The organism is Vitreimonas flagellata (assembly GCF_004634425.1).
Classification (GTDB): domain Bacteria; phylum Pseudomonadota; class Alphaproteobacteria; order Caulobacterales; family Aquidulcibacteraceae; genus Vitreimonas; species Vitreimonas flagellata.
In genome coordinates this window covers 115,436-137,425 of record NZ_SBJL01000004.1, presented here as the reverse complement: position 1 = coordinate 137,425, position 21,990 = coordinate 115,436, and the positions used below count along the sequence as shown (strand labels likewise).

20 protein-coding genes are annotated in these 21,990 nt (G+C 63.6%); 4 read left to right on the top strand and 16 right to left on the bottom strand.

Going from position 1 to position 21,990, the window contains the following annotated elements; all coding sequences use genetic code 11:
* Window positions 1–11 precede the first annotated feature (11 nt).
* The 7 genes from trbJ to EPJ54_RS16405 are packed head-to-tail and all read right to left on the bottom strand — an operon-like array spanning window position 12 to window position 7,211.
* The gene (gene trbJ, locus EPJ54_RS16435; protein ID WP_135212846.1) at window positions 12–731 is read right to left on the bottom strand and encodes a P-type conjugative transfer protein TrbJ; all 720 of its coding nucleotides are present in this window, start codon (window positions 729–731) and stop codon (window positions 12–14) included.
* 12 nt (window positions 732–743) lie between these two features.
* Complete coding sequence (gene trbE, locus EPJ54_RS16430) at window positions 744–3,203, bottom strand: conjugal transfer protein TrbE (protein WP_135212845.1); 2,460 nt, start codon at window positions 3,201–3,203, stop codon at window positions 744–746.
* 12 nt (window positions 3,204–3,215) lie between these two features.
* Window positions 3,216–3,479 (bottom strand): VirB3 family type IV secretion system protein, encoded by a 264-nt coding sequence (locus EPJ54_RS16425; RefSeq protein WP_135212844.1) that lies wholly within the window; start codon window positions 3,477–3,479, stop codon window positions 3,216–3,218.
* A 12-nt stretch (window positions 3,480–3,491) separates the two neighbouring features.
* The gene (locus EPJ54_RS16420) at window positions 3,492–3,800 is read right to left on the bottom strand and encodes a TrbC/VirB2 family type IV secretion system protein (RefSeq protein WP_135212843.1); all 309 of its coding nucleotides are present in this window, start codon (window positions 3,798–3,800) and stop codon (window positions 3,492–3,494) included.
* Window positions 3,797–4,738: a P-type conjugative transfer ATPase TrbB gene (gene trbB, locus EPJ54_RS16415; protein WP_135212842.1), complete on the bottom strand. Its 942-nt coding sequence runs from the start codon at window positions 4,736–4,738 to the stop codon at window positions 3,797–3,799. Before trbB ends, EPJ54_RS16420 begins: the two co-directional genes overlap by 4 nt.
* Window positions 4,735–5,187: a hypothetical protein gene (locus EPJ54_RS16410; protein WP_135212841.1), complete on the bottom strand. Its 453-nt coding sequence runs from the start codon at window positions 5,185–5,187 to the stop codon at window positions 4,735–4,737. Before EPJ54_RS16410 ends, trbB begins: the two co-directional genes overlap by 4 nt.
* Window positions 5,188–5,192: 5 nt before the next feature.
* Window positions 5,193–7,211: a type IV secretory system conjugative DNA transfer family protein gene (locus tag EPJ54_RS16405; RefSeq protein ID WP_135212840.1), complete on the bottom strand. Its 2,019-nt coding sequence runs from the start codon at window positions 7,209–7,211 to the stop codon at window positions 5,193–5,195.
* A 246-nt stretch (window positions 7,212–7,457) separates the two neighbouring features.
* Between EPJ54_RS16405 and EPJ54_RS19925 the strand changes: the two genes are divergently transcribed.
* A complete protein-coding gene (locus EPJ54_RS19925; RefSeq protein ID WP_167755789.1) occupies window positions 7,458–7,616 on the top strand; it encodes a hypothetical protein in 159 nt (52 codons plus the stop codon).
* A gap of 12 nt (window positions 7,617–7,628) precedes the next feature.
* On the opposite strand, the gene EPJ54_RS16400 is transcribed toward EPJ54_RS19925, so the two are convergent.
* From EPJ54_RS16400 to EPJ54_RS16385, 4 genes are all read right to left on the bottom strand, one after another.
* The gene (locus EPJ54_RS16400) at window positions 7,629–8,123 is read right to left on the bottom strand and encodes an SOS response-associated peptidase family protein (protein WP_135212839.1); all 495 of its coding nucleotides are present in this window, start codon (window positions 8,121–8,123) and stop codon (window positions 7,629–7,631) included.
* Between the two features lie 311 nt (window positions 8,124–8,434).
* A complete protein-coding gene (locus EPJ54_RS16395; RefSeq protein ID WP_135212838.1) occupies window positions 8,435–9,871 on the bottom strand; it encodes an efflux transporter outer membrane subunit in 1,437 nt (478 codons plus the stop codon).
* Window positions 9,872–9,874: 3 nt separating this feature from the next.
* Window positions 9,875–11,365, bottom strand: a complete 1,491-nt coding sequence (locus EPJ54_RS16390) for a DHA2 family efflux MFS transporter permease subunit (protein ID WP_135212837.1) — start codon at window positions 11,363–11,365, stop codon at window positions 9,875–9,877.
* Window positions 11,362–12,465, bottom strand: coding sequence for an HlyD family secretion protein (locus EPJ54_RS16385; protein WP_167755788.1), 1,104 nt, complete (start codon window positions 12,463–12,465; stop codon window positions 11,362–11,364). The genes EPJ54_RS16390 and EPJ54_RS16385 overlap by 4 nt, the downstream gene beginning before the upstream one ends.
* A 96-nt stretch (window positions 12,466–12,561) precedes the next feature.
* Between EPJ54_RS16385 and EPJ54_RS16380 the strand changes: the two genes are divergently transcribed.
* Window positions 12,562–13,506 carry a LysR family transcriptional regulator gene (locus EPJ54_RS16380; protein WP_135212835.1) on the top strand — a complete coding sequence of 315 codons (945 nt, stop codon included), beginning with the start codon at window positions 12,562–12,564 and terminating at the stop codon, window positions 13,504–13,506.
* Window positions 13,507–13,799: 293 nt separating this feature from the next.
* On the opposite strand, the gene EPJ54_RS16375 is transcribed toward EPJ54_RS16380, so the two are convergent.
* The 4 genes from EPJ54_RS16375 to EPJ54_RS16360 all read right to left on the bottom strand — a co-directional run bounded on the left by EPJ54_RS16375 (window position 13,800) and on the right by EPJ54_RS16360 (window position 17,658).
* Window positions 13,800–14,438, bottom strand: coding sequence for a TetR/AcrR family transcriptional regulator (locus EPJ54_RS16375; protein ID WP_135212834.1), 639 nt, complete (start codon window positions 14,436–14,438; stop codon window positions 13,800–13,802).
* Window positions 14,439–14,670: 232 nt separating this feature from the next.
* Complete coding sequence (locus tag EPJ54_RS16370) at window positions 14,671–16,185, bottom strand: DHA2 family efflux MFS transporter permease subunit (RefSeq protein WP_239590981.1); 1,515 nt, start codon at window positions 16,183–16,185, stop codon at window positions 14,671–14,673.
* A gap of 7 nt (window positions 16,186–16,192) precedes the next feature.
* Window positions 16,193–17,284 carry an HlyD family secretion protein gene (locus EPJ54_RS16365; RefSeq protein ID WP_135213136.1) on the bottom strand — a complete coding sequence of 364 codons (1,092 nt, stop codon included), beginning with the start codon at window positions 17,282–17,284 and terminating at the stop codon, window positions 16,193–16,195.
* A complete protein-coding gene (locus EPJ54_RS16360; protein WP_275574763.1) occupies window positions 17,284–17,658 on the bottom strand; it encodes a MarR family winged helix-turn-helix transcriptional regulator in 375 nt (124 codons plus the stop codon). The genes EPJ54_RS16365 and EPJ54_RS16360 overlap by 1 nt, the downstream gene beginning before the upstream one ends.
* A 185-nt stretch (window positions 17,659–17,843) precedes the next feature.
* On the opposite strand from EPJ54_RS16360, the gene EPJ54_RS16355 reads away from it, so the two are divergent.
* Window positions 17,844–18,704: an alpha/beta fold hydrolase gene (locus tag EPJ54_RS16355; RefSeq protein ID WP_135212832.1), complete on the top strand. Its 861-nt coding sequence runs from the start codon at window positions 17,844–17,846 to the stop codon at window positions 18,702–18,704.
* Here EPJ54_RS16355 and EPJ54_RS16350 read toward each other — a convergent pair.
* The gene (locus EPJ54_RS16350) at window positions 18,701–19,180 is read right to left on the bottom strand and encodes a MarR family winged helix-turn-helix transcriptional regulator (RefSeq protein ID WP_167755786.1); all 480 of its coding nucleotides are present in this window, start codon (window positions 19,178–19,180) and stop codon (window positions 18,701–18,703) included. The two genes, EPJ54_RS16355 and EPJ54_RS16350, sit on opposite strands and share 4 nt — an antisense overlap.
* A 120-nt stretch (window positions 19,181–19,300) precedes the next feature.
* Between EPJ54_RS16350 and EPJ54_RS16345 the strand changes: the two genes are divergently transcribed.
* On the top strand, window positions 19,301–21,958 hold the full coding sequence (locus EPJ54_RS16345) for a TonB-dependent receptor (protein ID WP_135212830.1): 2,658 nt from the start codon (window positions 19,301–19,303) through the stop codon (window positions 21,956–21,958).
* Window positions 21,959–21,990 lie beyond the last annotated feature (32 nt).

The window sequence follows — 21,990 nt, the reverse complement described above, 5'->3', positions numbered from 1 at the left end:
GCGGCTGGTCCTCAGAAAGCGCTGCGCGCGGGATCGGGCGCCGTGCGCCGTTCAGCCGGAAATGCGCGCCGGCGGATTTCTTCCGCGCGTTGTTCGCGTGCGAGCCGCTCCATGCGTTCGGTTTGCAGCGCCCGGCCTTGAGCGACGAGCAGCGCATGGATTTCCGTGAGCTGACTGGCCTGTACGCCCAGCAATTGATTGCCGGCCTGGATGGCGCCGGTTTGTCCTTCAGCGTCCGATGACGAGCGCATGGCGCGGTCGATCTGGCCTTGCGCACTTTCAATCGATGCGGTGGCGCGCGCTTCGGCTTCCATGGCGCGGCGAATGCTGGCGCGGCTTTCATCAAGCCAGCGATCCGATCGGCCCAGCACATCAGCAAGATCGTACTCTTCCCAGGTTTCGGGATAGAGCGTGCGCAAATCCTCCCCGAGAGCTTCCGCCTCGAAGGCGAGGCCCTCGACGCGCGTGAATAAGGCGCGCGCTTCACCAATGGAGCGGGTGAGCTCCGGCGAGAGTTGAAGCGGGTTTTGGCGCAGCATCGCGGCCGCCTGCTCGATTTGAGACACTTGGTTTCTGAGCTGCTCGACCATGTGCGAGACCTGGGTAATGCTCTGCGCAAGATTGGCGGGATCGATGACTAACCATTGGGCATGCGCCGGACGCGCTGGCGCGCTCGCCAGCATGAGTGCGAGAGCGAGAGCGCCGACCATCTTGAATTTCGGCAAGGCCATGACGTCGTCCTCCTATTCCGCCGCGACCGCATCGGTGCGTGTTGCGAGCGCATCGGCGGCTGCCACAAACCGGCGCGCCGCGTCGGCAGCCGCGCCCTGCCCGCGCGCTTCCAGCCAGGCGGCGAGAAAGGCGCGGCCCGGCGCACGCGCCAACACTTCATCGATTTTGGCATGGTCTTCGGGCTTCGAAGCCGAGACGAAGGCGAGCGCCGCGGGACCTAGGCCCAATTCAAACAGACGCGCGCCGTCCCGGCTCACGACATAATAATCGCGCTTCGGTGTTGCGTTGGCGACCAGCGCGATCTGGCGGCTGTTGAGACCAAGCGCTTCATAGAAGGCGCGCGAGCGCGGTTCGCGGGCGCGATCGTTCGGCAGATAGATTCGCGTGAGGCACGCCTCGATGATGGTGGAAGCAATCGGGCTTGCTTCGACGTCCGCCAATTCCTGGCTCGCGAAGACGACGGCGACATTGCGTTTCCTGAGCGTCTTCAGCCATTCCTGAATTTGAGCGGCGAAGAAGGCGTCGCGAAGGAAGAGCCAGGCCTCGTCCAGAATGAGCAAGGTCGGGCGTCCGTCGAAGCGGGCTTCAAGCACGTGAAAGAGCGCGGCCAGGACAATTCCGGCGGCCTCGCCCCGGCGCATCAATGCGTTCATTTCGAATGCCTGCACGCGGGCTTGCGCCAGCGTCGTGCATTCATGGTCGAGGATGCGCCCAAATGGGCCTGCATACGTGAAGGGCAAAAGTGCTGCACGCGCCGATGCGTCCTGCAGCAGCGCCGCGTAGAGTGTGAGTGTGCGGTCTTCCGGCGCGCGTTGGCCCAGGAGTTCAAGCACGCGCCAGAGTTCGCGCTTGAGTTCGGGCGTGAGCGTGATGCGGGCGCTGGCGAGAATTCCCGCGATCCAGTCGAGCGCCCAGGCGCGTTCGCCCGGATCATCGGCGCCTTCGAGCGGCTTCAAGCCGAGGGCGCCTTCCTCGCCCAGATCGAAGAAGTCGCCGCCTAGTCCAAGCACCGTCGCCCGGACCGAGCGCTCCTTATCGAAAATGAAGACCTGCGCGTTTTCGTAGCGCAGCCATTGCGCGGCCAGTGTGGCGAGCAGCACCGACTTGCCGGCGCCGGTCGGCCCGACAACAAGCGTGTGCCCAACATCGCCGACGTGGGTTGAGAGCCGAAACGGCGTTGCGCCATCGGTAGCAGTGAGCATGAGCGGCGGCGCGTTGAGATGGCCGTTGCGTTCGGGGCCTGCCCATACCGCCGAGAGCGGCAAAAGGTGCGCAAGACTTGGCGTCAGGATGATCGGGCGGCGTGCATCGGCGTAGGCTTGCCCAGGCAAGCTGCCGAGCCAGGCTTCCACGGCGTTGACCCCTTCGACCTCGGTAACAAAGCCCATGCCGTCGGTCACTTGGACGACGCGTTCGATACTTTCCTTCAGCGCCTCCTCGCTCTCCTCGGCAAGCGTGACGGTGAGCGTGGTAAAGCCCGCCGCGACCGCGTCTGCGCCAAGCTCCTGCAGGGCCGCATCGGCGTCATCAGCTTGATTGGACGCGTCGTTGTCGAAGAGCGCCGATTCCTCCCTGAACAAAGCCTCGCGCAATAACGTCATGATGCCCTTGCGCTTGGAGAACCAGCGTTTGCGAATCTTTTCGATTTCGCGGCGGGCCTCTTCGCGATCGAGCGGCAAGAACCGCGTCACCCAGCGATAGCTCATCGGCAGGCGGTTGAGCGCGTCCAGAAGCCCAGGCTCGGTCTCGCTGACATAGGCGCGCACCGATACGATCGCGAGATGGCTGCGGCCGAGCTTAGGCTTCAAGCCGCCGATCAATTCCGTGTCGCTGATCAGGCTGTCGATATGGAAGGGCGTGTTCGGGACAGCGACCCGATGCGGCGTGTCGGAGACGCAATCGTGCAGATAGGTGAGCGTCTCTTCATCGGTAAGCCAGCGCGCCTCAGGCGCCACAGTCTCCAGTAGATTGAGCAGCGCGTCGGTCTCGGCTTCGAAAAGCGCAAGCATGCGCCGATAATCGACGCCCTGCGCCGGCGCCTCGCCGCCTTCGAAAAGCACGCTCTCAAGTTGGCCCTGGCGCTCCGCCGGCGGCAGCCAGGTGAGCGTGAAGAAATAGCGGCTCTCAAACCGCGCGCCCGCGCATTCAAACACGGCGCGTCGCTCTTCATCGATCAGCCACGAGAGCGCATCGGGCCATTGCGCTTCGGGATAACCGGGGGCCGGCGAGCGGCGCGCTTCGACATGGAGACACCAGCCCGAGCCGAAACGCCGCAACGCATTGTTGAGGCGCGCACTCACTCCCATCAATTCCGACGGCGTCGAGGAATCGAGGTCGGGGCCGCGGAACTGAAGCGTGCGCTGAAAGGCGCCGTCCTTGTTCAAGACGATGCCGGGCGCGACAAGGCCCGCCCAAGGCAGATAATCGCTGAGACGCGCGGCCCTGTTCTTATAGGGACGGAGGTCAAGCATAACGCGCCTCCATCAGCTCGAAAAATAGATCGGCTTGGCGAGATGGCGCGGCCAGGTTTCAAGAAACCAGGGATCGCGCGCGGCCGCCCACGCCGCGCTCGCCTGCAGCACCATCCAGAGTGGCGCGCCGATCAAAGGCTGCTGCAAACCAAAAGCGATCGCCGCGCAGAGCGTGCCATTGAGAATAGCGAAGCCGCGCGGCACGCCCGCCATCAGAATAGGACGTGTGAGCGACGTCCGCAGCGGCATGACATAGTTTTCCGGAAGCTCATCCATAACCGGCGCTCCTCAGATCAACGCGCCGCCGGCGAAGCCGAAGAAGGTGAGTCCCCAGCTCACGGCGGCGAACATGATGGCGATGCCAAGACCCGCCCAAGCGAGCTTGCGCACCCCGCCGCCGCCTTCGGAGAAAGCGATGGTGACGCCTGCAATGACGATGGCGATGACGCCGGCGGCGCGCGCCACCGGGCCGGTGATCGAATCCACCACCTGCTCAAGCGGACCTTCCCAGGGCATGCCGGACCCGGCGGCGTACGCCGGCGCGGCGATGCTCATCGTGACCACGGCGGCGGCGAACATCCATGCGTGCTTTCTCATCGCGCCCTCCTCTTGGATTGCTTCAAGTCGACGATGTCAGTGATGGCTCGTCCGCGTTCGGTGCGTGCGATGAAGACGACCATGTCGATCGCCGCTTCGATCAGTCGCTTGGCTGGTTGCGCGCGCGCCTCCATGCAGAGATCCTCAAGCCGCGTCAGCGCGTCCGCTGCTGAATTGGCGTGAAGCGTCAAGAGACCGCCGGGATGTCCGGTATTCCACGCCTTCAAAACTTCGAGCGCTGCGCCATCGCGCACTTCGCCGACGACGATCCGGTCGGGGCGAAGGCGTAACGTCATCTGCACCAGGTCACGCATACCGACCGCCGGCGCGCTGACCTTGGTCAGCAATTGGACCACGTTCGAACCGGCGCATTGGAGCTCGGCGGTGTCTTCGAGAATGACAACGCGCGATTGGTTGAAGCCGGGCTCGGCCAGGAGCGCGTTGAGCAACGTCGTCTTGCCCGAACCCGTGCCGCCGGCGACGACGATATTGCTTTTCTCCGCAACGGCCTTGGCAAGGCGGTCGGCTGCAGATTGGGCCGCAATGCCGTCGCGCACATAATCTTCGAGCCGATAGATAAGGCGCGGCCGCTTGCGGATGGCGAGGACCGGCGCGCGCGTCAGCGGGGGGAGCATGGCCTGCACGCGCGCCGCGGTCTCGGGCAGGATCGCGGCGAGCTGGGGCCGGTCCTCGCCAATGGAGAGTCCGGCCTCATGCGCGATGAGGCGGATCGCCGTCTCGCGATCATGTGCGGACAAAATGTGTGGGGTGCGCTCCAAACCGCGCCCGATGCGATCGATCCAGACGACGCCATCTTCATTGACGAGCGCCTCGACCACATCATCGGCTTCAAGTGCTGCGGCGACGCCCCGGCCCAGAGCGCGCTCCAAAGCGGAACGCCGGCGCAAGCTGCCTATCGACTGGATGGCTGCAGTCATGGGCCCTGCTCCATGACCACCGGCCTTGCATTATCGCCGTCAGGATGCAGCGCTGGCGTCACCAATTCGCGCGAGGCGACGGATTTGCCTGGCGCGAGGCCTTGGGCGACATAATCGAGAAAACGCTCGAAGCGCGCATCGGCGCTGGCGGCAGCACTTTCCTCGATGCTTGGATCAATCGGCGGATTGTGCTCAAGCCACACCCGCACGAACAAAAGCAAGACCTCTTTCATGATGAGCGCCTCACCGATCGCCTTATCGAGCCGTGCATCGGTGCGCATGCGCTCGCGCTCTGCGGTGTTCGTCGTCTCAGGGCTCCGCTTGTCGAAGCGCGCTTTCACCGCATCCGCGATGAGGCTCGATTCCGAGCAATGCCGCTCCTTGGCGATGGCCGAAATGCGCTCTTCGAGTGCTGGCGGCAGATACACGGTGATGCCGGAACGGGGCATGCGCGTCAGATCCCCTTTGAACGACGGCGCGCGGTCGTGTCAGACGCCGCCTCGAACAAGCTTGATGATTGCGCGTGGGGCATGGCGTTCGCACCGCGGCCGGGCGGCGGCAGGATCTCCCCGTCAAGCCCGCGAAACCCAGCAAGCGCTCGTTCGGAAATGCTTGGGCTCTTCACCGCGGCTTGCTCGAAGAGATCAGGCTGGGCTTTGAGCCCCTCCTTGGCGAGCGCGGGTTTGGACCGCGCAGCAGCGGGCGGCGTTTTGGGGATGAAGCCGAGAGCGCGCACCGTCTGCCAATCATGTGCAACGCTCAAAATCGGGCGTTCGCCTGAAGCCGGACGTAGGCGCGCGCGAAAGACGCGCTCTTGATCAAACTTGAGCTTCTTCGCGCGAATGGGTTTGGCGCCCGAGACAAACATCAATTGCTCGTCGCGCGGCAACGCCCGCACTTGCGCCGCCGTGATCAGCGGGCGGCGTTCCTCGCGCATCGTGAGCGTGCGGCGTCCCCAACCCAGCAGAGGGCGCGGCGTGCGCTCGGTCAGGCTTTCGCGCAGCTCCCATACCTCGCCCGCCATCTTCGAGATGCGCTCGCTGGTGTCGTCATCACTGGCCGCGAACGCAGTGACGATGTGGCAATTGTCGAGAATGACGTTTTCGCGGCCGTAAGCCTTGGTGATGTGATTGAGCGATTGGCAGACGAGCGAGGCCTTCAGGCCATAGCCCGCCATTGCGCCCATCATCACTTCGAAGAAAGGCATACGCCCGAGCATCGGAAACTCGTCGAGCAGCAGCAGCAGGCGATGACGCTTGAGGCGTCCCTGCGCATCGTGCGTCTGGCTCTCCATCAGCGCGCGCGCGAACTGATTGATGATGAGGCGCATCAGCGGCGTCAGCCGCAGCGCATCCGATGGCGGTGGCTGCAGATAGAGCGTGACCGGGCGGTCGCCGCACATGAGGTCGCCGATGCGAAAATCGGAAGACGCGGTCTTCGCCGCCACGATCTCGTCGGCGAAGAGGCCAAAGAACGATTCTGCCGTCGCCTTGATGCCCGATTGCATGCGTTCTTCGCCGGCGAGGAAGCTTTCGGCGGCGTGTAGCACTGCGGGATGGATTTCGGGCGCGCCGGTGGTGGGCGAGATGCGGTGATACACAGACTTCATCTCGAGCGCGGTCGCATCGAGATCGCGCAGCTTCTCGCGCACAACGGCAAGCGTCTTGCGTTGCGGCGGCTCGACATAAAGCACGTGCAGGATAAGGCCGACGAGGACGTGTTTGGCCGAGCGATCCCAGAAATCCTGGTGACGGCCGTCTCCTGCGGGATCGACGAGGATTTCAACGATGTTCTGGACATCACGCACTTCATTGGGGCCGCGCCGCACTTCAAACAGAGGGTTGAAGCTCGCCGAGTCCGCGCGCGTCGGCGCAAAGCGCAGCACCGGTCCTATCGTTTCGCGAAAGCCCGCCGTGCCGGGAAAGCCGTGGCGTTCGTCGCCGTCGGCGAGTTCGCCCTTGATGTCGAGCACCAGCGCCGAGTGCGGCCACGCGAGCAAAGTCGGCACGACGTGCCCCCTACCCTTGCCGGAGCGCGAGGCGCCGATCAGCAACTGGTGTTCAGGACCGTCAAAGCAGAGCACTTCGCCATCGAGCTTGCCGAGGACGGCGCCGGCGCGGGCGAAAAGTCCGCAGGCGGCCGCATCATCGAACCCGCCCCACGCGCCATCGGCGAACGGCTTCATTGCGTGATCGCGGCGCATGATCAGAGCAGCAGCGATGCAGGCGAAAACGAAACCGCCGAGCGCTATGAGCTGCGCCGCCGCGAAGGGCCGTGGAAACGCCTCGCTCCAGCGCGCGCTCCACTCGAAAACACACCAAGGCGGATAAAGCCTTGCGCCTCCGATAGAGATCGCAGGCGTGCCCAATGCTGGTTGATGGCCGAAGGTGTCGGCGATGAACGATGAGGCCCAGACGCACGCAGCGACACTGATCGCACTTCCCGCGCCCATCGCTGCCCAACGCTGCTGCATCGAAACGCTCCGGAGATATCGTCTGGTTCGAGTTGACGATCTCAGGTGGAAGCAGATGCTCTTGCGGCCCCGGGCTCAACGGGTCCCGCGGGACCTCTTGATCAAGAAGATGCTTTGTGATCCGAGCATGACAAAATCGCGCGTTTGGCGAAGTACGAAGGCGCTTCGCGCCAAAGAGGCAACGACGGAGGAACTAAGGATATGTTCGGTGGGACGTCGAATGTCGCGCTCGCGTAGAGTGCGATCGTGAGTGAGTATTGCGATCCTCGCCAACCACGACCGGAGATGCCGCCAAGGCGCAACACGCACCAGCGCCAATCGACTTTGTCGATGGCGATGGAAGCGCTCGGCGGCGGCCTGGTCATCGCCATGATCGTGATGGGCATCGCGCGGTTGATCACATGATCTGCGGCGCGCTCACTTGAGATAGCCGCTCGCATATTGCGCCACTTCGTCAGCCGATACGATTTCCAGTGCGTCTCTCGCCAATACGCGCGCCTGGATCGCTTCAATGTCCGCAACGGGCGCTTGAAGCCATTCTCTCTGTTCGGCCTCCCTGCCCAGAATGACCGGCGTCGCCTTGGCGTGGACCGGCCGCACCAATTCGTTGGGCTCCGTGGTGAGAAAGCTGAAGATGCGTCCGATATGGGACTCGTTCTTGGAGCCGTAATCGCCTTCCCATTGGCGCCAGATGCCGGCGAAATAGACAAGATCGCGATCAATCGGCGCAAACCAGCGGATCTGCTTTTTCCCTTTCGGCGAGGCGTCTTCGTATTCGCTGAAGGCCGTGAACGGAACGAGGCAGCGATGGGCAGGGCCTAGAAGCGGTCGCCAGTGCGGACTCTTCACATTGCGGATATTGGTGACTGGCGCCCCCCCGAATTGCGGCGGACCGGGTAAACCTCTGCGCATGTTGGACCATTGACGCTCGCAGTTCTTGTCGAGCTTGAGGATGGGACCGAGACTCTTCGGAAACACTTCAAGCACCGCGTTGCCAAGGCCACGATGATGTTTCGGCAATCAGACGCGCTAGGACCTGTTCCCGCACGACGCTGGTGTGGAGCGTGAATTCTCACCGCGCTTTGCGGGCCAGCTCCATTATGAGCACATCAGTCACGGTCAGATTTTGGACGAGGGCGCAACCAGGGTCTCGACTATCTCGGCGTGCCCCTGCTCTATCGCTTCGACACGGACTCTGCAGAATAAGCCGCGGTGACCGAGGCTCAACCGCCCTCTGCGCGCCAATCGCTCGCCGTTGCGACAAAGAGCGCGGCGATGTCGCGGCGCAATTGGGCATTTGCCTGGATCAGGCCCAGCCGCGCGCGCTGCGACTGACGTTGCGCGTCGATCACCTGCAGCAGCGTGCCCGCGCCATTTTCGTAAGCAAGCTCCGCGAGACGCGCATTCTCAGCCGCCGCGGCCGCAGCGCGGATTTGCGCTTGCACCAGTTCCTGGTCCTGCGCCACAGCCTGCAGCAAGTCCGACACCTGCACGAAGGCGTTGAGCACAGTCTGCTCGTAGCGGGCCATCGCTTCGACCTGCGAGGCTTGCGCGCCGCGCCGCTGAGCGCGCAGCGCGCCGCCATGAAACAGCGGTCCAGTCAAGGACGGGCCAAGCGACCAGCCTGCGCTCTCATAGTTGAACAGCGTTTCGGGTTCAAGCGAAGCGACGCTGAAGGCCGCCCCCAACGAGATGCGGGGATAGAGCGCGGCGGTTGCGACGCCGATATCGGCTGTAGCGGCGTGCAAATCCGCCTCAGCGGCAAGTATGTCGGGGCGCGCGCGTACGAGCTCGGATGGCAAAGACACCGGAATGCGCTCCGGGATGTTCATTGCCTCGAGCGTAAGCTCCGGCGCCGCCCATTCGCTCGGCGCGTGTCCCAGCAACGCCGCCAAGGCGTGACGCGCTTGTGCAAGCTGGATCCGCAGCGGAGGCAAGCGCGCTTCGTCCTCGGCGAGCTGCGCTGCCGCGGCGGTCTCGGCCGAAGCCGGCGCGCCGCCCGCGGCGATCGATCGGCGGATCATCTCGATCACGCGTCGATCATCGGCGACGATCCCTTCGGCCGCCGACAACTGTGCTTGCAGCGAGCCAATGTCCACGGCGCGCGTGACCACCTGCCCGCTCAGCGACAGGTACGCCGCGTCGGTGCGGCGGGCCTGCGCCTCGGCGCGCGCGGCTGCGCTTTCGATGCGCCGGCGCTGCCCGCCGAACACGTCGAGATCGAACGCCGCGCTCGCACCGACCGAATAGAGTGAGATTGTGGGGCTCGGAAATCCTTCGATGCCAAAGGCGGCCGTATTGACACGCTCGCGTTCGGCGCCCGCGCTGTAATCGATCTGCGGGGCTGCGCCGCCGCGCGCGGCGCTAAGGACAGCTTGCGCACGCGCCAGCGCCGCGTCGGCGGCGGCGAGCGTCCTGTTCTGGCGGAGCGCTTGCTCGACGAGTCGGTCGATGTCCGTGGAGGCGAAACTGCGCCACCATTCACGCGCGACCTCATTGCTCGGAGTCAAGGCAACCAGAGTGGGCGCAGGTAGATCGCCCGTCATGGCGTAATTGGCCGCGGGCGGCGGGGCCGGGCGCTCGTAGTCCGGGCCGACGGTGATGCATGCCGATGTCATGGCGGCGCCGACAAGCATGGCGGGGAAACGGATTCTCTTCATCGATCAGACCACTATTCTTTTTGTCCGCATCAGCAGAACCAGCGGCGCGAGCGCCACACACATCCAGAACAACAGATGAAAGGCGTCGATATAAGCGACCATCGCCGCCTGCCGCGCGATCGCCTGCATCATGGCGGCCAGCGCGCGCACGCTCGCGAAATCAACGGCGCCGGCGGCGATTGGATTATCCGGCGTCACATGTTCGACGAGCTGCGACTGCACGATCTTGGTGTTGTAGATTTGCAGCGCGCCCACAAACGAAATGCCGATGCTGCTGCCGACGTTACGGACGAGCGTGAACAGCGAAGCAGCCTGCGTTCTCAGCTGAGGAGCGATTGTGGTGAACGCGAGCGCCGACATGGGCACAAAGATGAGGCCAAGGCCCAAGCCCTGCAGCAAACCCGAGATCAGCACCAAGCCCTCGTCCATCTGAAGCGAAAAGCGCGACATCTCGGCGTACGACCAACCGGTAAGCGCCAAGCCGGCCAGGACGATTAATCTCTGGTCGATGCGACCGTGCAAGCGCCCGACAAGGACCATCGACAAAAGCGTGCCCACCCCACGCGGCAACTGAACAACGCCGCTATGCAGGACAGGATAACCCAAGAGGCTTTGAAGCAAAGTGGGCAACACCGCCATGCCGGCGAACATCAGCATGCCGATGAAGAAGATCATGATGCTGGCCGTCAAGAAATTGCGGTCGACCCATATCTGGCGATCGAAGATCGCCTTGCGCGCCGTGAAGGTGTGAACAAAAAACAGATAAAAGCCGAGTAGACCCAGCCCGAATTCGATCCAGATTTCGCTCGAAGCGAACCATTCCTGACGCGGTCCGCGATCGAGCATCAGCTGCAGACCGATCAGGCCGACCGCGAGCGCCCCAAATCCAAATGCGTCGAACTTGTGGATTTCCACTTCCTCGTGTTTCGGCAGCGCGGCGGCGACCATGAAAAAGGCCACGGTCGCTAGGGGCACGTTGATAAAGAAGACCCATCGCCAAGTCAGGTTTTCGGCGAGCCAGCCGCCGAGCACAGGCCCGATGATCGGTCCCAACACCGCGCCGATGCCCCATAACGCCATTGCTTGGCCGTGGCGCTGCGGAGGATTGATGTCGAGCAAGATCGCCTGCGACATCGGAATGAAGACGGCGCCGAAGGCGCCCTGGGCCAAACGGAAGAGCACGAGTTCGACGATGCCGGTCGCCAACCCGCACAGCATTCCCGACACCGTAAAACCGACGATCGAGGCGAGCAGCAGATGGCGGCGGCCAAACTTCTGTTCCAGCCAACCGAGCGCCGGCGTCACAACCGCGCCCGCCAGAATGAACGAGGTCAGCACCCAGCTGATCTCGTCCTGCGCGGCGCCAGTGCTCGCCCTGATCTGAGGCAGCACCACATTGGCGATGGTCGAGGCGACCGTGGACAGGATCGTCGCCAGGATCAGCGCGAACGTGATGGCGCTGCGCTGCGCTTCGCCAATCGAGCTTTCGGTCACCGCGCTCGCCCGCGCAACGCGTCTCCGTGATCGCGGGTGTTCACGTCCACGCGCGCGCTCAGACCCATGGCGAACGCAGCATCAGGCGGCGCTTCGTCGAAAGCGATGCGGACGCTCAGGCGTTGTACGACGCGCACCCAATTGCCGGTCGCGTTCTCGGCCGGCAGCACTGCGAAGCTGGAGCCCGTGCCCGGGGAAAAGCTCTCGACATGACCGCGAAACGCTTCGCCTGGGAAAGCGTCAATTCGAATGCGCACCGGCTGACCCGGGCGCAGGTTCTCAATCTGATTTTCCTTGAATGCCGCCTCGATCCAGGGTTCGCCAGAGACAACATAAAAAAGGGTCTGGGCGGGCTGGACGTAAGCGCCGAGCTGCACCTGACTTATGCGCGCGACAACGCCGTCAGCCGGCGCCTTGATCTCTGTGTCGGCCAGATCGCTGCGCGCGTCTTCAAGGGCGGCAAGGGCCTGCATGACCAAGGGATGAGAATCAATGTGGGCGCGCGGGTCGCCGCCGAGATTGGCCAAAGCGATCGCCTCGCCTTCAGTCGCGGCCGCGGCTTGACGGGCGGTCACGTCGGCCTGGACACGAGCGCCATCGAGATCCTGGCGCGACACCACCCCTGCCCTGAACAGGTTCTCCTGCCGTCTGGCTTCCGCCCTGGCGTGGGCGGCCGTGGCTTGTGCGGCGCGCCTGCCCGCGATCGCTTCCTGATAGGTCGCACGCAAGGCCGACACCTGAAGCCGGGCCGCCGCCAAGCGCGCTTCGGCCGTGGTGACGGCCCGCTGGAAATCACCTTGGTCGAGCCGGACCAACGGATCGCCGGCGCGCACGGGCTGATTGTCGCTGACAAGTATTTCGACAACGCGGCCACGCACGCTGGCGCTGATCGGCGCCCGGGCGGCAGTCACGGTTGCGTTGTCGGTGCTGACCGCGCCTGCAGACGCCAGCAGCCAGACCGCCACCGCCGCCAACACCAGAACCGGGGCGCCAACCATCAACAAAAGCCGGCGCCGGTCGGCGGTTCGCATCCGCCGTATTGCTTCGCTGGCGAAACTGCGCACGCGCGCCGTTGCCGTATTGGCGAACGAGCCATCCATCCGATTTGTCCTCGCGCGGGCGGCCCCGCGTTCACATCGATCGCACAGATAGGTTGACATCTATTGTGAGCAAAATGGTATTTATGCACACGCAAAATGAACAACGCTCAATTTAGCGCTCTCGACCTTAATCTGCTCAAAGTGCTGATGGCGCTGCTGGCGCGGCGCAGCGTAACGGCCGCCGCCTCCGACCTCGCACTTAGCCCTTCGGCCGTCAGCCATGCGCTCAACCGCCTGCGAACGGCGCTTGACGATCCCTTGTTCGAGCGCCGGGCCGGCGGTCTTGTTCCCACCGCATACGCCATCGACGTCGGCAGGCGCGCGGGCCCTGCGCTCGAGCAGATGCGCGCCGCCGTCGCAAAAACCGCCTTTGACGCGTCTAGCGCAGAGCGCGAGTTTGTCATCGCCGCCGGCACCTATGCAGCTTCAGTGCTGTTGCCGCACGCGCTCGCGCGCATTCATGCGGCAGCGCCTGGGGTGACCCTTCGCGTCAAGCGCATCGACGCCCACTACGTCGACGATGTCGAACAGCGGCGCGTTGACCTTGCCCTCGGCGTGCCGAAGCTTACGCACCGAAGTGTGCAATGGCGCCCATTGCTGGCGGACGGCGTCGCGTGGGCGGCGCGGCGCAACCATCCGTTCATGCGCGAGCCGGTGACAGCGCAGATGCTGGCAGGAGCACGCCATGTCGTTCTCGACCGTTTCCAGTCATTGCTCAGCGCCGAATCGGATGCACCATCGCCTCTGCCGGACGTAGGCGCCCAACTCAGCGCCGCGTATTCAGCCGTCATCGCATCCGGACGCGGCCTGGCGCCGGTGGCGATTGTCTCGGACATGGGCCAGGCGATCGATCTTGTGCGCAGCTCCGACTTCGTCACCCTGACGATGCGCAAGTTCGCGCTGGCGCAGCGTCTGCCCGACCTCGCCGTGCTTGAGCCACCCCACCGTGGAGCGGATTTCGAGATCGGCGCTGCTTATCATCCGGCCCGGCTGCATGATGGCGGCCTCAGCTGGCTGCTCGAGACCGTGGCTGGACAATGACGTCTCGCGCCGCGCTGGCAAAGGCGCTGTCGGCCGCGTGAACGTGCGCCGCGATAGACGGCATGGGAGCGGGCTCCCCGCCTCTCGAGTCAAGTTCGCAGAAGCGGAATTCAGAGCTTCTCCCGCCAGCACCGCGCCCGCTCGGGCCGTCACTCCAACGTGCGCCGGAAGCGCGCCAGCGCGAGCGCGCCGACGACGACAAGAATGATCGATAAACGGGCGAGATCGCCGCCGATGTCCGCAAGACCGGGCTTGCGCCCATCAGGAGCTGCAGGACGTCAATGGCGCAAGGCTCAGCCTCTCGTGACGGCGCCATTGAGCAGAAGCGATACCGCGGCGCGGACGTGCAGGGCGACCTCCGCGTCGCTCAGATCATAGCCGTCATCGAGAATGGCGCGGTACTGATGCGGGCCGCGCACGAGCGCGAAGAAGGCGAGCGCCGCAGCATCAGCATCTGAGAACGCCACCCGCTCGATCCCCGCGCGCGCGCGCAAATACTCCGCCACGGTCTCGGCGACCCGGTTGGGACCAACGCGCAGGCATTCCTTCGCCGCCTCGGGAAACTCGGCGCTGGCGGCGCAGATCATCCGGAAGAACCGGCGCGACTGAATCGTAAGCGCTTGGCGCAAATAATGCTCGCCGATCCGCCGCAGGCCATCGCCAAGACCAAGGCTGTGATCGACCACAGGGCAAAGTGCGGAGGCAAAGCGCGCGTTGCACTCCTCGAGCACCGCCAGGAACAGGCCCTCCTTGCTGCCGAACTGCGTGTAGAGAGTCGCCAAAGAACCGCCAGCTTCGTTCACGATGGCGTTGACATTGACCCCGGCATAGCCGCGCTCGCAGAAGACGTTGACAGCGGTCTCGAGGAACACCCGCCGACGCACAATCCCTCGATCGGTGTGGTGCTGTGGTGGAGAGGCGCGCTCGGGCATCGACCTTTTCCTCTAAGATTCGACATTACCGCCGACCGCGCGCAGGCGCGAGCGCAATCCCTGGCTTAAGGGCTCTAGCGCCCCCCCCCTGGCGAGAGCGCGCGAGGGGCCATCGCGCCCGGGCGTCGGCCACGACGCGAGCAGCGGTGACGCGCACGGGGCCGGCCGCGCCGAAGATGGCGCACCCGACGCCAGCCATGCCGCGGCGACTGCGCCCGAGAGCGCAGCTGCTCTATTCCATGGCATGAACCGCTCCGCCCTGGGACGCTGCGCGCGCAGGCCGCATGAGGAAGGCGATCGGCATCGCCAATATAGTCAGCAGCATGATCAGATGAAAATCGCTGACATAGGCGACCATGGCGGCTTGGCGCGCCACTTCTGGGGTCCAGGCGGCGAGCTGTTCGGGCGTGGCTGCGGCAGCGCCCAGCACCGGATTGTCTGCTCTCAGATTCTGTACAAGTTCGGAATATGAAGCCTGCCAGTTGATCAAGAAGATGGCCTGCATCACCGAGATGCCCAAAGCAGAGCCGATGTTGCGCACAAGCGTGGTGATCGCCGCGCCGTCCGTGCGCAATGCCCCAGGCACGGTTGAGAAGGCCAGGGTATTTGAGGGGATGAAGACAAAGCCCAGGCCAATGCCCTGAATGAGGCTCGACCAGATGATCAAATGCGAATCCATATCGAGATTGAAATGCGTCATCTGCCAGGCGGCGATGGCGTTGAGGCCAAAGCCGAACGCCATGAGCCAGCGGGAATCGAGCAAGCGCATCAGGCGGCTAATAACCACCATTGCGGCGAACATGCCGATCCCGCGCGGCATGGTGACCAGCCCCACTTCGATCACCGGATAGCCCATCAAGTTCTGCATCATGGGCGGCAGCAGAGCGAGCGAGGCGAACATAAGCATGCCGACGACAAACGTCGCGAGCGCGCCGACGACGAAGTTGCGATCGCCCAGCAGCCGCCGATCGAAGAACGGACGCTCCGCCGTCAGCGTGTGCAGGGCGAACATGTAGAGGCCAGATAGAGCGATGGCGGCTTCGATTCTGATCTCCCAGGACTGTAACCAATCTTCGCCTGGACCTCGATCAAGCATCAGCTGAAGCGCGGCGACGAACAAAGACAAGGTGGCGAACCCCGTGAAGTCGAAGCGCGGCGGTTGCAGCTTAGGCGCCTTGGGCAGGAAGGCGTAAACCCCGAGAAAGGCCAACACCCCAAGCGGCAGGTTGATCAGAAAGATCCAGCGCCAGCCCGAGTTCTCAGTGATAAAACCGCCGAGCGCCGGACCGATAATCGGCCCAAGCACGATCCCCGCGCCAAATACCGACATCGCCTGGGCGTGCTTGTGAGGTGGATTGATGTCGAACAGGATCGCTTGCGAGAGCGGGATGAACGACGCCCCGCCTATGCCCTGCAGCACGCGAAAGGCGATCATCTGCTCCAAGTTCTGCGCCAGGCCGCAGGCGATCGAGGCGCCGACGAAGACGATGATGGAAACCAGCATCAGACGCCGTCGCCCGATGCGCACGGCCAGCCAGCCGACCAGCGGCGTCATCAGCGCCTGCGCCACAATGAAGGAGGTGAGCACCCAGGTAATCTGATCGATGCCCGCCGAGAGCCCGCCTTGCATGTGGGGCAGCGCCACGTTTGCGATCGTGCTGTCGATGGTGAACATCGATGCAGCCAGCATGATCGACGCGGTGAGCGGCCCGCGCCGGACGCTGCCCGGATGCATAGGCTCGGACATAGGTTCTCTAACGCCCGCGCAGTCGATCAGGGATGGAACGTGTATCGACCCGCGCGTGCGCGCTGAGCCCGGCGCGCAGCACAAGATCGGCGGGCGGGTCCACCAAGGTGAGGCGCACCGGAACACGTTGCACCACTTTCACCCAGTTGCCCGTGGCGTTTTGGGCAGGCAGCGGCGAGAACACGGCGCCTGTGCCCGGGCTGAAACTGACGACGCGCGCTTCGTACTCTCGCCCACCGAACGTGTCGATGCGCACGCGCGCGCGTTGGCCGATCTGCATGCGGCCGATTTGATTTTCCTTGAAGTTAGCCTCGATCCATGGCTCGCCAGCGACGAGCCAGAACAAGGTCTGCCCCGCATTGACGAAGGTCCCAACCTGTACCTGGTCTACACGCGTCACCACCCCGTCCTGAGGGGCGATGACTTCGGTGTAGGAGAGCGCAAGTCTTGCCCGCTCCAGTCTCGCGGCGGCTTCCCGGACAGCCGGATGCTGATCGACATCGATGTTCGGATCGCCGCCGAGGTTCGCAAGCGCCGCGCCTAGCGCTTGTTCAGCGGCTAGGCGCTCCGCTTGGGCTTGCTCCAACGCGTGCTGGGCCGCCTCGACATCTTGCTGAGATCGAATCCCCTCCTGCCCTAACGCGCGGGTGCGTCTCAATTCCGCCTGGGCGAAGCCGACGCTTTCGCGGCGCGCTCTCAGATTGGCTTGTTGCGAATGGAATTCGGCCCTGAGCGTGAGGGCGCGCGCACGCGCCGAGGCCAATGCCGCTTCGTATTGCGCGACGTCCGCCGCAGGATTGGCCCGATCAAGACGAAACAACACTTGGCCGGCGTGCACCTGTTGATTTTCAATCACGCGCATGTCGACGATTCGCCCGGTGATGCTGGTGCTGATCGGCACCCGCGCAGCCTGCACGTAGGCGTTTTCGGTCTCTTGGAACCGCCCCCCCGTCACCATCATGAAAAGCAATACGACCAGCCCCGCCGCGGGCACGCCGTATATGACCAACAGCCGGGTCCTACCGGTCATCCGCGCCCGCAAACGCGCAATCAAGTTTGGCGCCGCCTCTTCGGCGTCCGCTGGCGCTTGGGCGTCCATCACGATGCGTCCGCGGATTCGCTGATCATGATCGCGGCCCGTTCGCGTAAGCGGTCGAGCAGGCTTCGCAGCGCTTCGATCTCGTCGTCGGAGAAAGCGACGCTGAGTTCATCTTCAAACTCGCGCACCATGTTCAGCAGCGGGGCGACTTCGGCGTGCATGCGCGCCGACAAAAACACCCGCCTGCGGCGTGCGTCGGACACATCTCGACGCCTCTCGATATGGCCGGCTGCTTCGAGTTGATCCAGAATCTGGCCGACGCCAGCCCGCGTCAGTTCCAGGAGTTGGGCCAACTCGGTCTGACTGAGCCCATCCTCGCGATAAAGATAAGCAAGCACGCGCCAACTCGAGCCACGCAAACCAGCGCCTCGCATGCACCGGCCTAACGCCCCGCGCATAAGCCGGGTGGCGTCGGCTAGGGCAAAGCCCACACCCGCCCATCGCGTTGGGACCAAGTCGACCTCACGTTGGACCCGCGCGCGCATGATCTTGCCTTGCCATCCTGAATTTTGTAAAGCACTTTACTATAACCCTGTTTCCAAAAGAAGCGCTTAACGCCATGGGCCCCGAAAATCTTCGCTTCGCCGTCGCGGAGGGCGTTCAGTTGCTGGGCGACTGCCGAGGGAGCGGCGTACGCGGAACGATCCTACTCGCCCACGGCGCGGGCCAAACGCGGCATGCCTGGGCGGGCACGGCGACCCGCCTTGCCGGGCAAGGCTGGCGGGTCATTTCACTCGACTTGCGGGGGCATGGAGACAGCGATTGGCCAGCAGACGGAAACTATCGCCTCACTGCGTTCGCGGATGATCTCGCAAAGGTCGCCCAAACCCTTGCCGAAAATGCACCACGCCCGCATCTCGTGGGCGCCTCGCTCGGCGGCTTGGCGGGGCTGATGGTGGAAACCCATGTTGCGCCGGGCGTTTTCGCATCGCTCACGCTGGTCGACATAGTCCCGCAGATGGACCCCCGCGGCGTCGAACGCATCATGGCGTTTATGACCCAAAATGCTGATGCCGGATTTGCGAGTGTCGAGCAGGCAAGCGCGCTGATATCCGCTTATCTGCCGCATCGACCGAAACCGCGCGACCTCAGCGGCTTATCCAAGAACCTGCGCCTAGGCGGCGACGGTCGCTATCGCTGGCATTGGGATCCGCGATTTGTCGCAAGCGTTCGCGAAACAAGACAGGAGCATAATCTCGAAGAATTCGAGCAGAAACTCGCAGGACTCTCGCTTCCGTTGCACCTTGTCCGTGGGCGCATGAGCGAACTCGTGCCTGAAGACGCCGTTCGATCTTTCCTCGCTGCCGCGCCTAACGCCCATTTCACCGACATCGCAGACGCCGGCCATATGGTCGCTGGCGATCGCAATGATGCCTTCTGCGATGCCGTGGCGGAGTTTCTGTCAAGGCTCGGAGGTTAATCGCTCCCGGGACCGCCTTTGCGCGCCGCGCCCGGAAGCGTCCCAAGGTGATCGCGCAAGCGACCAACCAGATTAGCCAATAGCGCCAAATCCTTCTCGTTGAAGATTGCAAAGCACTCCGTCTCAATTGCGTATGAGGCACGCATGAGTTCCCCGACCGTCTCATGCGCCTGCGGACTTAAATAGACCCCCCAAGAGCGTCGATCCGCAGGATCGGAACGACGTTCAACGAAGCCGCCGGCTTCCAGCCGGTCGATCATCTGGCCGATGGCGGATCGGCTCACTTCCAACAGATCTGCGAGCTTGGTCTGCGTCAGTCCGTCTTCGCGATAAAGATAAGCGAGCACGCGCCAGCTTGCGCCGCTTAACCCCTTTGCGCTCAAGCGCGCATCATAGATTGTCCGCAGCAGCCGCGTCACGTCCGCCAGCGCAAAACCCAACAACGCCTGTGGCGACAAAGCCTCATGCTTGGACACGCGCGCCTTGGCGCCGGATCTAGCGCTTGCCGGGCGTCGCGACATATGTAAACTGCATCATTGTAAAGCTCTTTAATAACCTCGGACGCAAGTGCGAACCGGGGACGAGGGGGGATTGCAATGAGAACAAAGTCAACACTCGCGCTCTTGTCAGGCGTGTCGCTCGCCGCAATAGGCGTATTCAGCCCGGCATTCGCGCAAGACGAACCCGAAACGTCCGAGGAGATCGTCGTCACGGCAACTGGTCGGGCCGCCGCCATCCAAGACGTCCCGCTCGGCGTCACCGCCGTGAGCGGCGAACAACTCACCAATGCCGGCGTCCAGGAATTGCGCGACGTCACACAGCTTGCGCCGTCGTTCCAACTCGGCACCGGCCAATCAATCGCGGCCAGCACCGCGCGCATCCGGGGCATCGGCACGGGCGGCGACAATGTCGGGTTCGAGTCGGCTGTCGGCATCTTCATAGACGGGGTCTATCGCGCGCGCGCGGGTGCGGCGCTCGCCGATTTGCCGGACGTGGAGCGCATCGAAGTGTTGCGCGGACCGCAGGGAACCCTGTTTGGGCGCAATACCTCCGCCGGCGCGATCAGCGTTGTGTCCGCTGGCCCGGATTTCGAGCCCGGTATGTATATCGAAGGCATGTTCGGCCTCGACGATCTGGAAGAAGCTGGGCTTCGCACCGGCGTCAACATCGCGGCGAGTGACAGTTTAGCCTTCAGGCTGGACGGCGCGATTAGAGCCCGGTCTGGATATATCACGGACCTCATTTCAGGCGACGACCTCAACACCCGCGACCGCTGGACAGCGCGCGGGCAAATGGAATGGGACATCAGCCCTGATGCAAGCTTGCGCGTCATCATTGACGCTGCAGAATCCGACGAGGTTTGCTGCGGCGTGACCCCCTTCCTCTACGGGTCGACCCAAGCCGCAGTGACAGCAATCGTGGGGCCCGCCGGCACGCCGGCGATCAATCCCGAGGGGCGCTTCATGACCGTGACCGGCGCGTTGCCGGGGCTGCCGTCCTTGGGTCCCGGCTTGCCGGCGCAACCGCAAACAGAAGCACGCGACTTTTCAGACGTCACCGAGGATCTGGGTTTCTCCGCCCAGCTCGACTGGGACGTTGGCGGCATGAACTTGACCTCGATTACCGCATATCGCGACTGGCAGCAAACGCGCGGGCAAGATATCGACTTCAACCTGATCGACATCGCCTATCGCGACGGCGTGGAAGTCGGCGTTGAGAACTTCACCCAGGAATTCCGTCTGCAAGGCGAAGCGGGGCGTCTCAACTGGCTCGCGGGCCTGTTCTACTCAGACGAGACCGTCACCAACAACGACCGCATCCGTATTGGCGCGCACGCAAATCTCTTCGCCAACGCCCTGGCCCAAGGCGGCACGGCTCCTCTTGCCGCCATTGGCGGCCCGGCGGGCGGGTGCCAGTTGTTCGACTCCGGCGCGCCGAACGCAGAGCCAGACTCAATTCCGTCATTCTTTTATTGCGTCAGCGACAATCCGGCGACACCAGTGGTGTTCGACCCGAACCCGGCCCTCGCGAACTTCTATCTACAGGGCAACGTAGCTGGGGCGGGCCAGCAGCGCGACGATTGGCAGGCCGATACTCAGAGCTGGTCAATCTTTACGCACAATGAAGTCGATTTGAGCGATCGGCTCGTGCTCACGCTCGGCGGACGCTACACCTCCGAAACCAAGGACGTCACCGCCGATCTTTTGTCTGTGTCGCCTGCGTGCGATGCATTACGCGCTATTGAGATCGGCACCGACCCGTTCTTCGGCGGAGCGGCGGACGGCGTTGGCTTCATCGAGGTGCTGCAATCCACCGCAAGCGCGGGCGGCTTGATGAATATTGCGTGCAGCCCAGCCGTGAACCCAATGGCCAACGGACATTGGGAAGGATCGTCCGAGGAGAACGAATTCAGCGGCACCATCTCGCTTGCCTACCATCTCTCGGACGACGTGATGCTCTATGGCGGCTATTCGCGCGGCTATAAAGCCGGTGGCTATAATCTCGACCGCCAAGGCATGGCGCTGCGTCCTGACACAACCAGCGCGGCCACGCTGAACATCGAGCAGACCCACTTCGATCCCGAGTTCACGGACGCCTACGAGATCGGATTAAAGTCAACGGTCCTTGGCGGCACGACGACCCTCAATCTCTCAGCCTTCTATCAGCAAATCCACGATTACCAGCTGAACGCGTTCAACGGCTTCAATTTCATCACCCGCAACGTGCCGGAGGTAATCAGCCAAGGCGCTGAGCTCGAGCTGTCGTCGTCGCCTATGGAAGGCCTCACGATCAGCGGCGGCGTGAGTTACATCGACGCGTTCTTCGACAGCGAGGTCCGCTTCAATCCGCTGACGGCGGGGCTCGGCGCCAGCGATCCAAACGCCGTGTTCAGCGGCGACCCGCTTGCGCTCTCGCCGGAATGGACCGCCACCGCAGCAATCGCTTACGAAATGCCGTTAGGCAATGATATGCGCGCGCTGTTCTATCTGGATGGCCGCTGGAACAGCGAGTACCGCACACAGACGCTCGGCCGTGATCCGCTTGGACGCACCGACAATCAAGCCTATGCGGTGTTTAACGGTCGAATTGGCCTCGGCCCTGAGGACGAACGCTGGTCGGTGGAATTCTGGGGGCGCAACCTCGCCGACGAATTCTATTATGTCGGCGCATTTCAGGCGACGCTGCAGAATACCTACGTCATCTATCCCAGCGAACCGCAAACCTACGGGGTCACGCTGCGGGCGCGCTACTAATAATAAGAAACTCCTCCCCTCATCAGTCGCCT

What these genes read in the sequence shown, in the direction of transcription:
- trbJ (WP_135212846.1), bottom strand. Translation starts at nt 731, where the DNA reads ATGGCCTTGCCGAAATTCAAGATGGTCGGCGCTCTCGCTCTCGCACTC.
- trbE (WP_135212845.1), bottom strand. Translation starts at nt 3,203, where the DNA reads ATGCTTGACCTCCGTCCCTATAAGAACAGGGCCGCGCGTCTCAGCGAT.
- EPJ54_RS16425 (WP_135212844.1), bottom strand. Translation starts at nt 3,479, where the DNA reads ATGGATGAGCTTCCGGAAAACTATGTCATGCCGCTGCGGACGTCGCTC.
- EPJ54_RS16420 (WP_135212843.1), bottom strand. Translation starts at nt 3,800, where the DNA reads ATGAGAAAGCACGCATGGATGTTCGCCGCCGCCGTGGTCACGATGAGC.
- trbB (WP_135212842.1), bottom strand. Translation starts at nt 4,738, where the DNA reads ATGACTGCAGCCATCCAGTCGATAGGCAGCTTGCGCCGGCGTTCCGCT.
- EPJ54_RS16410 (WP_135212841.1), bottom strand. Translation starts at nt 5,187, where the DNA reads ATGCCCCGTTCCGGCATCACCGTGTATCTGCCGCCAGCACTCGAAGAG.
- EPJ54_RS16405 (WP_135212840.1), bottom strand. Translation starts at nt 7,211, where the DNA reads ATGCAGCAGCGTTGGGCAGCGATGGGCGCGGGAAGTGCGATCAGTGTC.
- EPJ54_RS16400 (WP_135212839.1), bottom strand. Translation starts at nt 8,123, where the DNA reads ATGCGCAGAGGTTTACCCGGTCCGCCGCAATTCGGGGGGGCGCCAGTC.
- EPJ54_RS16395 (WP_135212838.1), bottom strand. Translation starts at nt 9,871, where the DNA reads ATGAAGAGAATCCGTTTCCCCGCCATGCTTGTCGGCGCCGCCATGACA.
- EPJ54_RS16385 (WP_167755788.1), bottom strand. Translation starts at nt 12,465, where the DNA reads ATGGATGGCTCGTTCGCCAATACGGCAACGGCGCGCGTGCGCAGTTTC.
- EPJ54_RS16380 (WP_135212835.1), top strand. Translation starts at nt 12,562, where the DNA reads ATGAACAACGCTCAATTTAGCGCTCTCGACCTTAATCTGCTCAAAGTG.
- EPJ54_RS16375 (WP_135212834.1), bottom strand. Translation starts at nt 14,438, where the DNA reads ATGCCCGAGCGCGCCTCTCCACCACAGCACCACACCGATCGAGGGATT.
- EPJ54_RS16370 (WP_239590981.1), bottom strand. Translation starts at nt 16,185, where the DNA reads ATGTCCGAGCCTATGCATCCGGGCAGCGTCCGGCGCGGGCCGCTCACC.
- EPJ54_RS16365 (WP_135213136.1), bottom strand. Translation starts at nt 17,284, where the DNA reads ATGGACGCCCAAGCGCCAGCGGACGCCGAAGAGGCGGCGCCAAACTTG.
- EPJ54_RS16360 (WP_275574763.1), bottom strand. Translation starts at nt 17,658, where the DNA reads ATGCGAGGCGCTGGTTTGCGTGGCTCGAGTTGGCGCGTGCTTGCTTAT.
- EPJ54_RS16355 (WP_135212832.1), top strand. Translation starts at nt 17,844, where the DNA reads ATGGGCCCCGAAAATCTTCGCTTCGCCGTCGCGGAGGGCGTTCAGTTG.
- EPJ54_RS16345 (WP_135212830.1), top strand. Translation starts at nt 19,301, where the DNA reads ATGAGAACAAAGTCAACACTCGCGCTCTTGTCAGGCGTGTCGCTCGCC.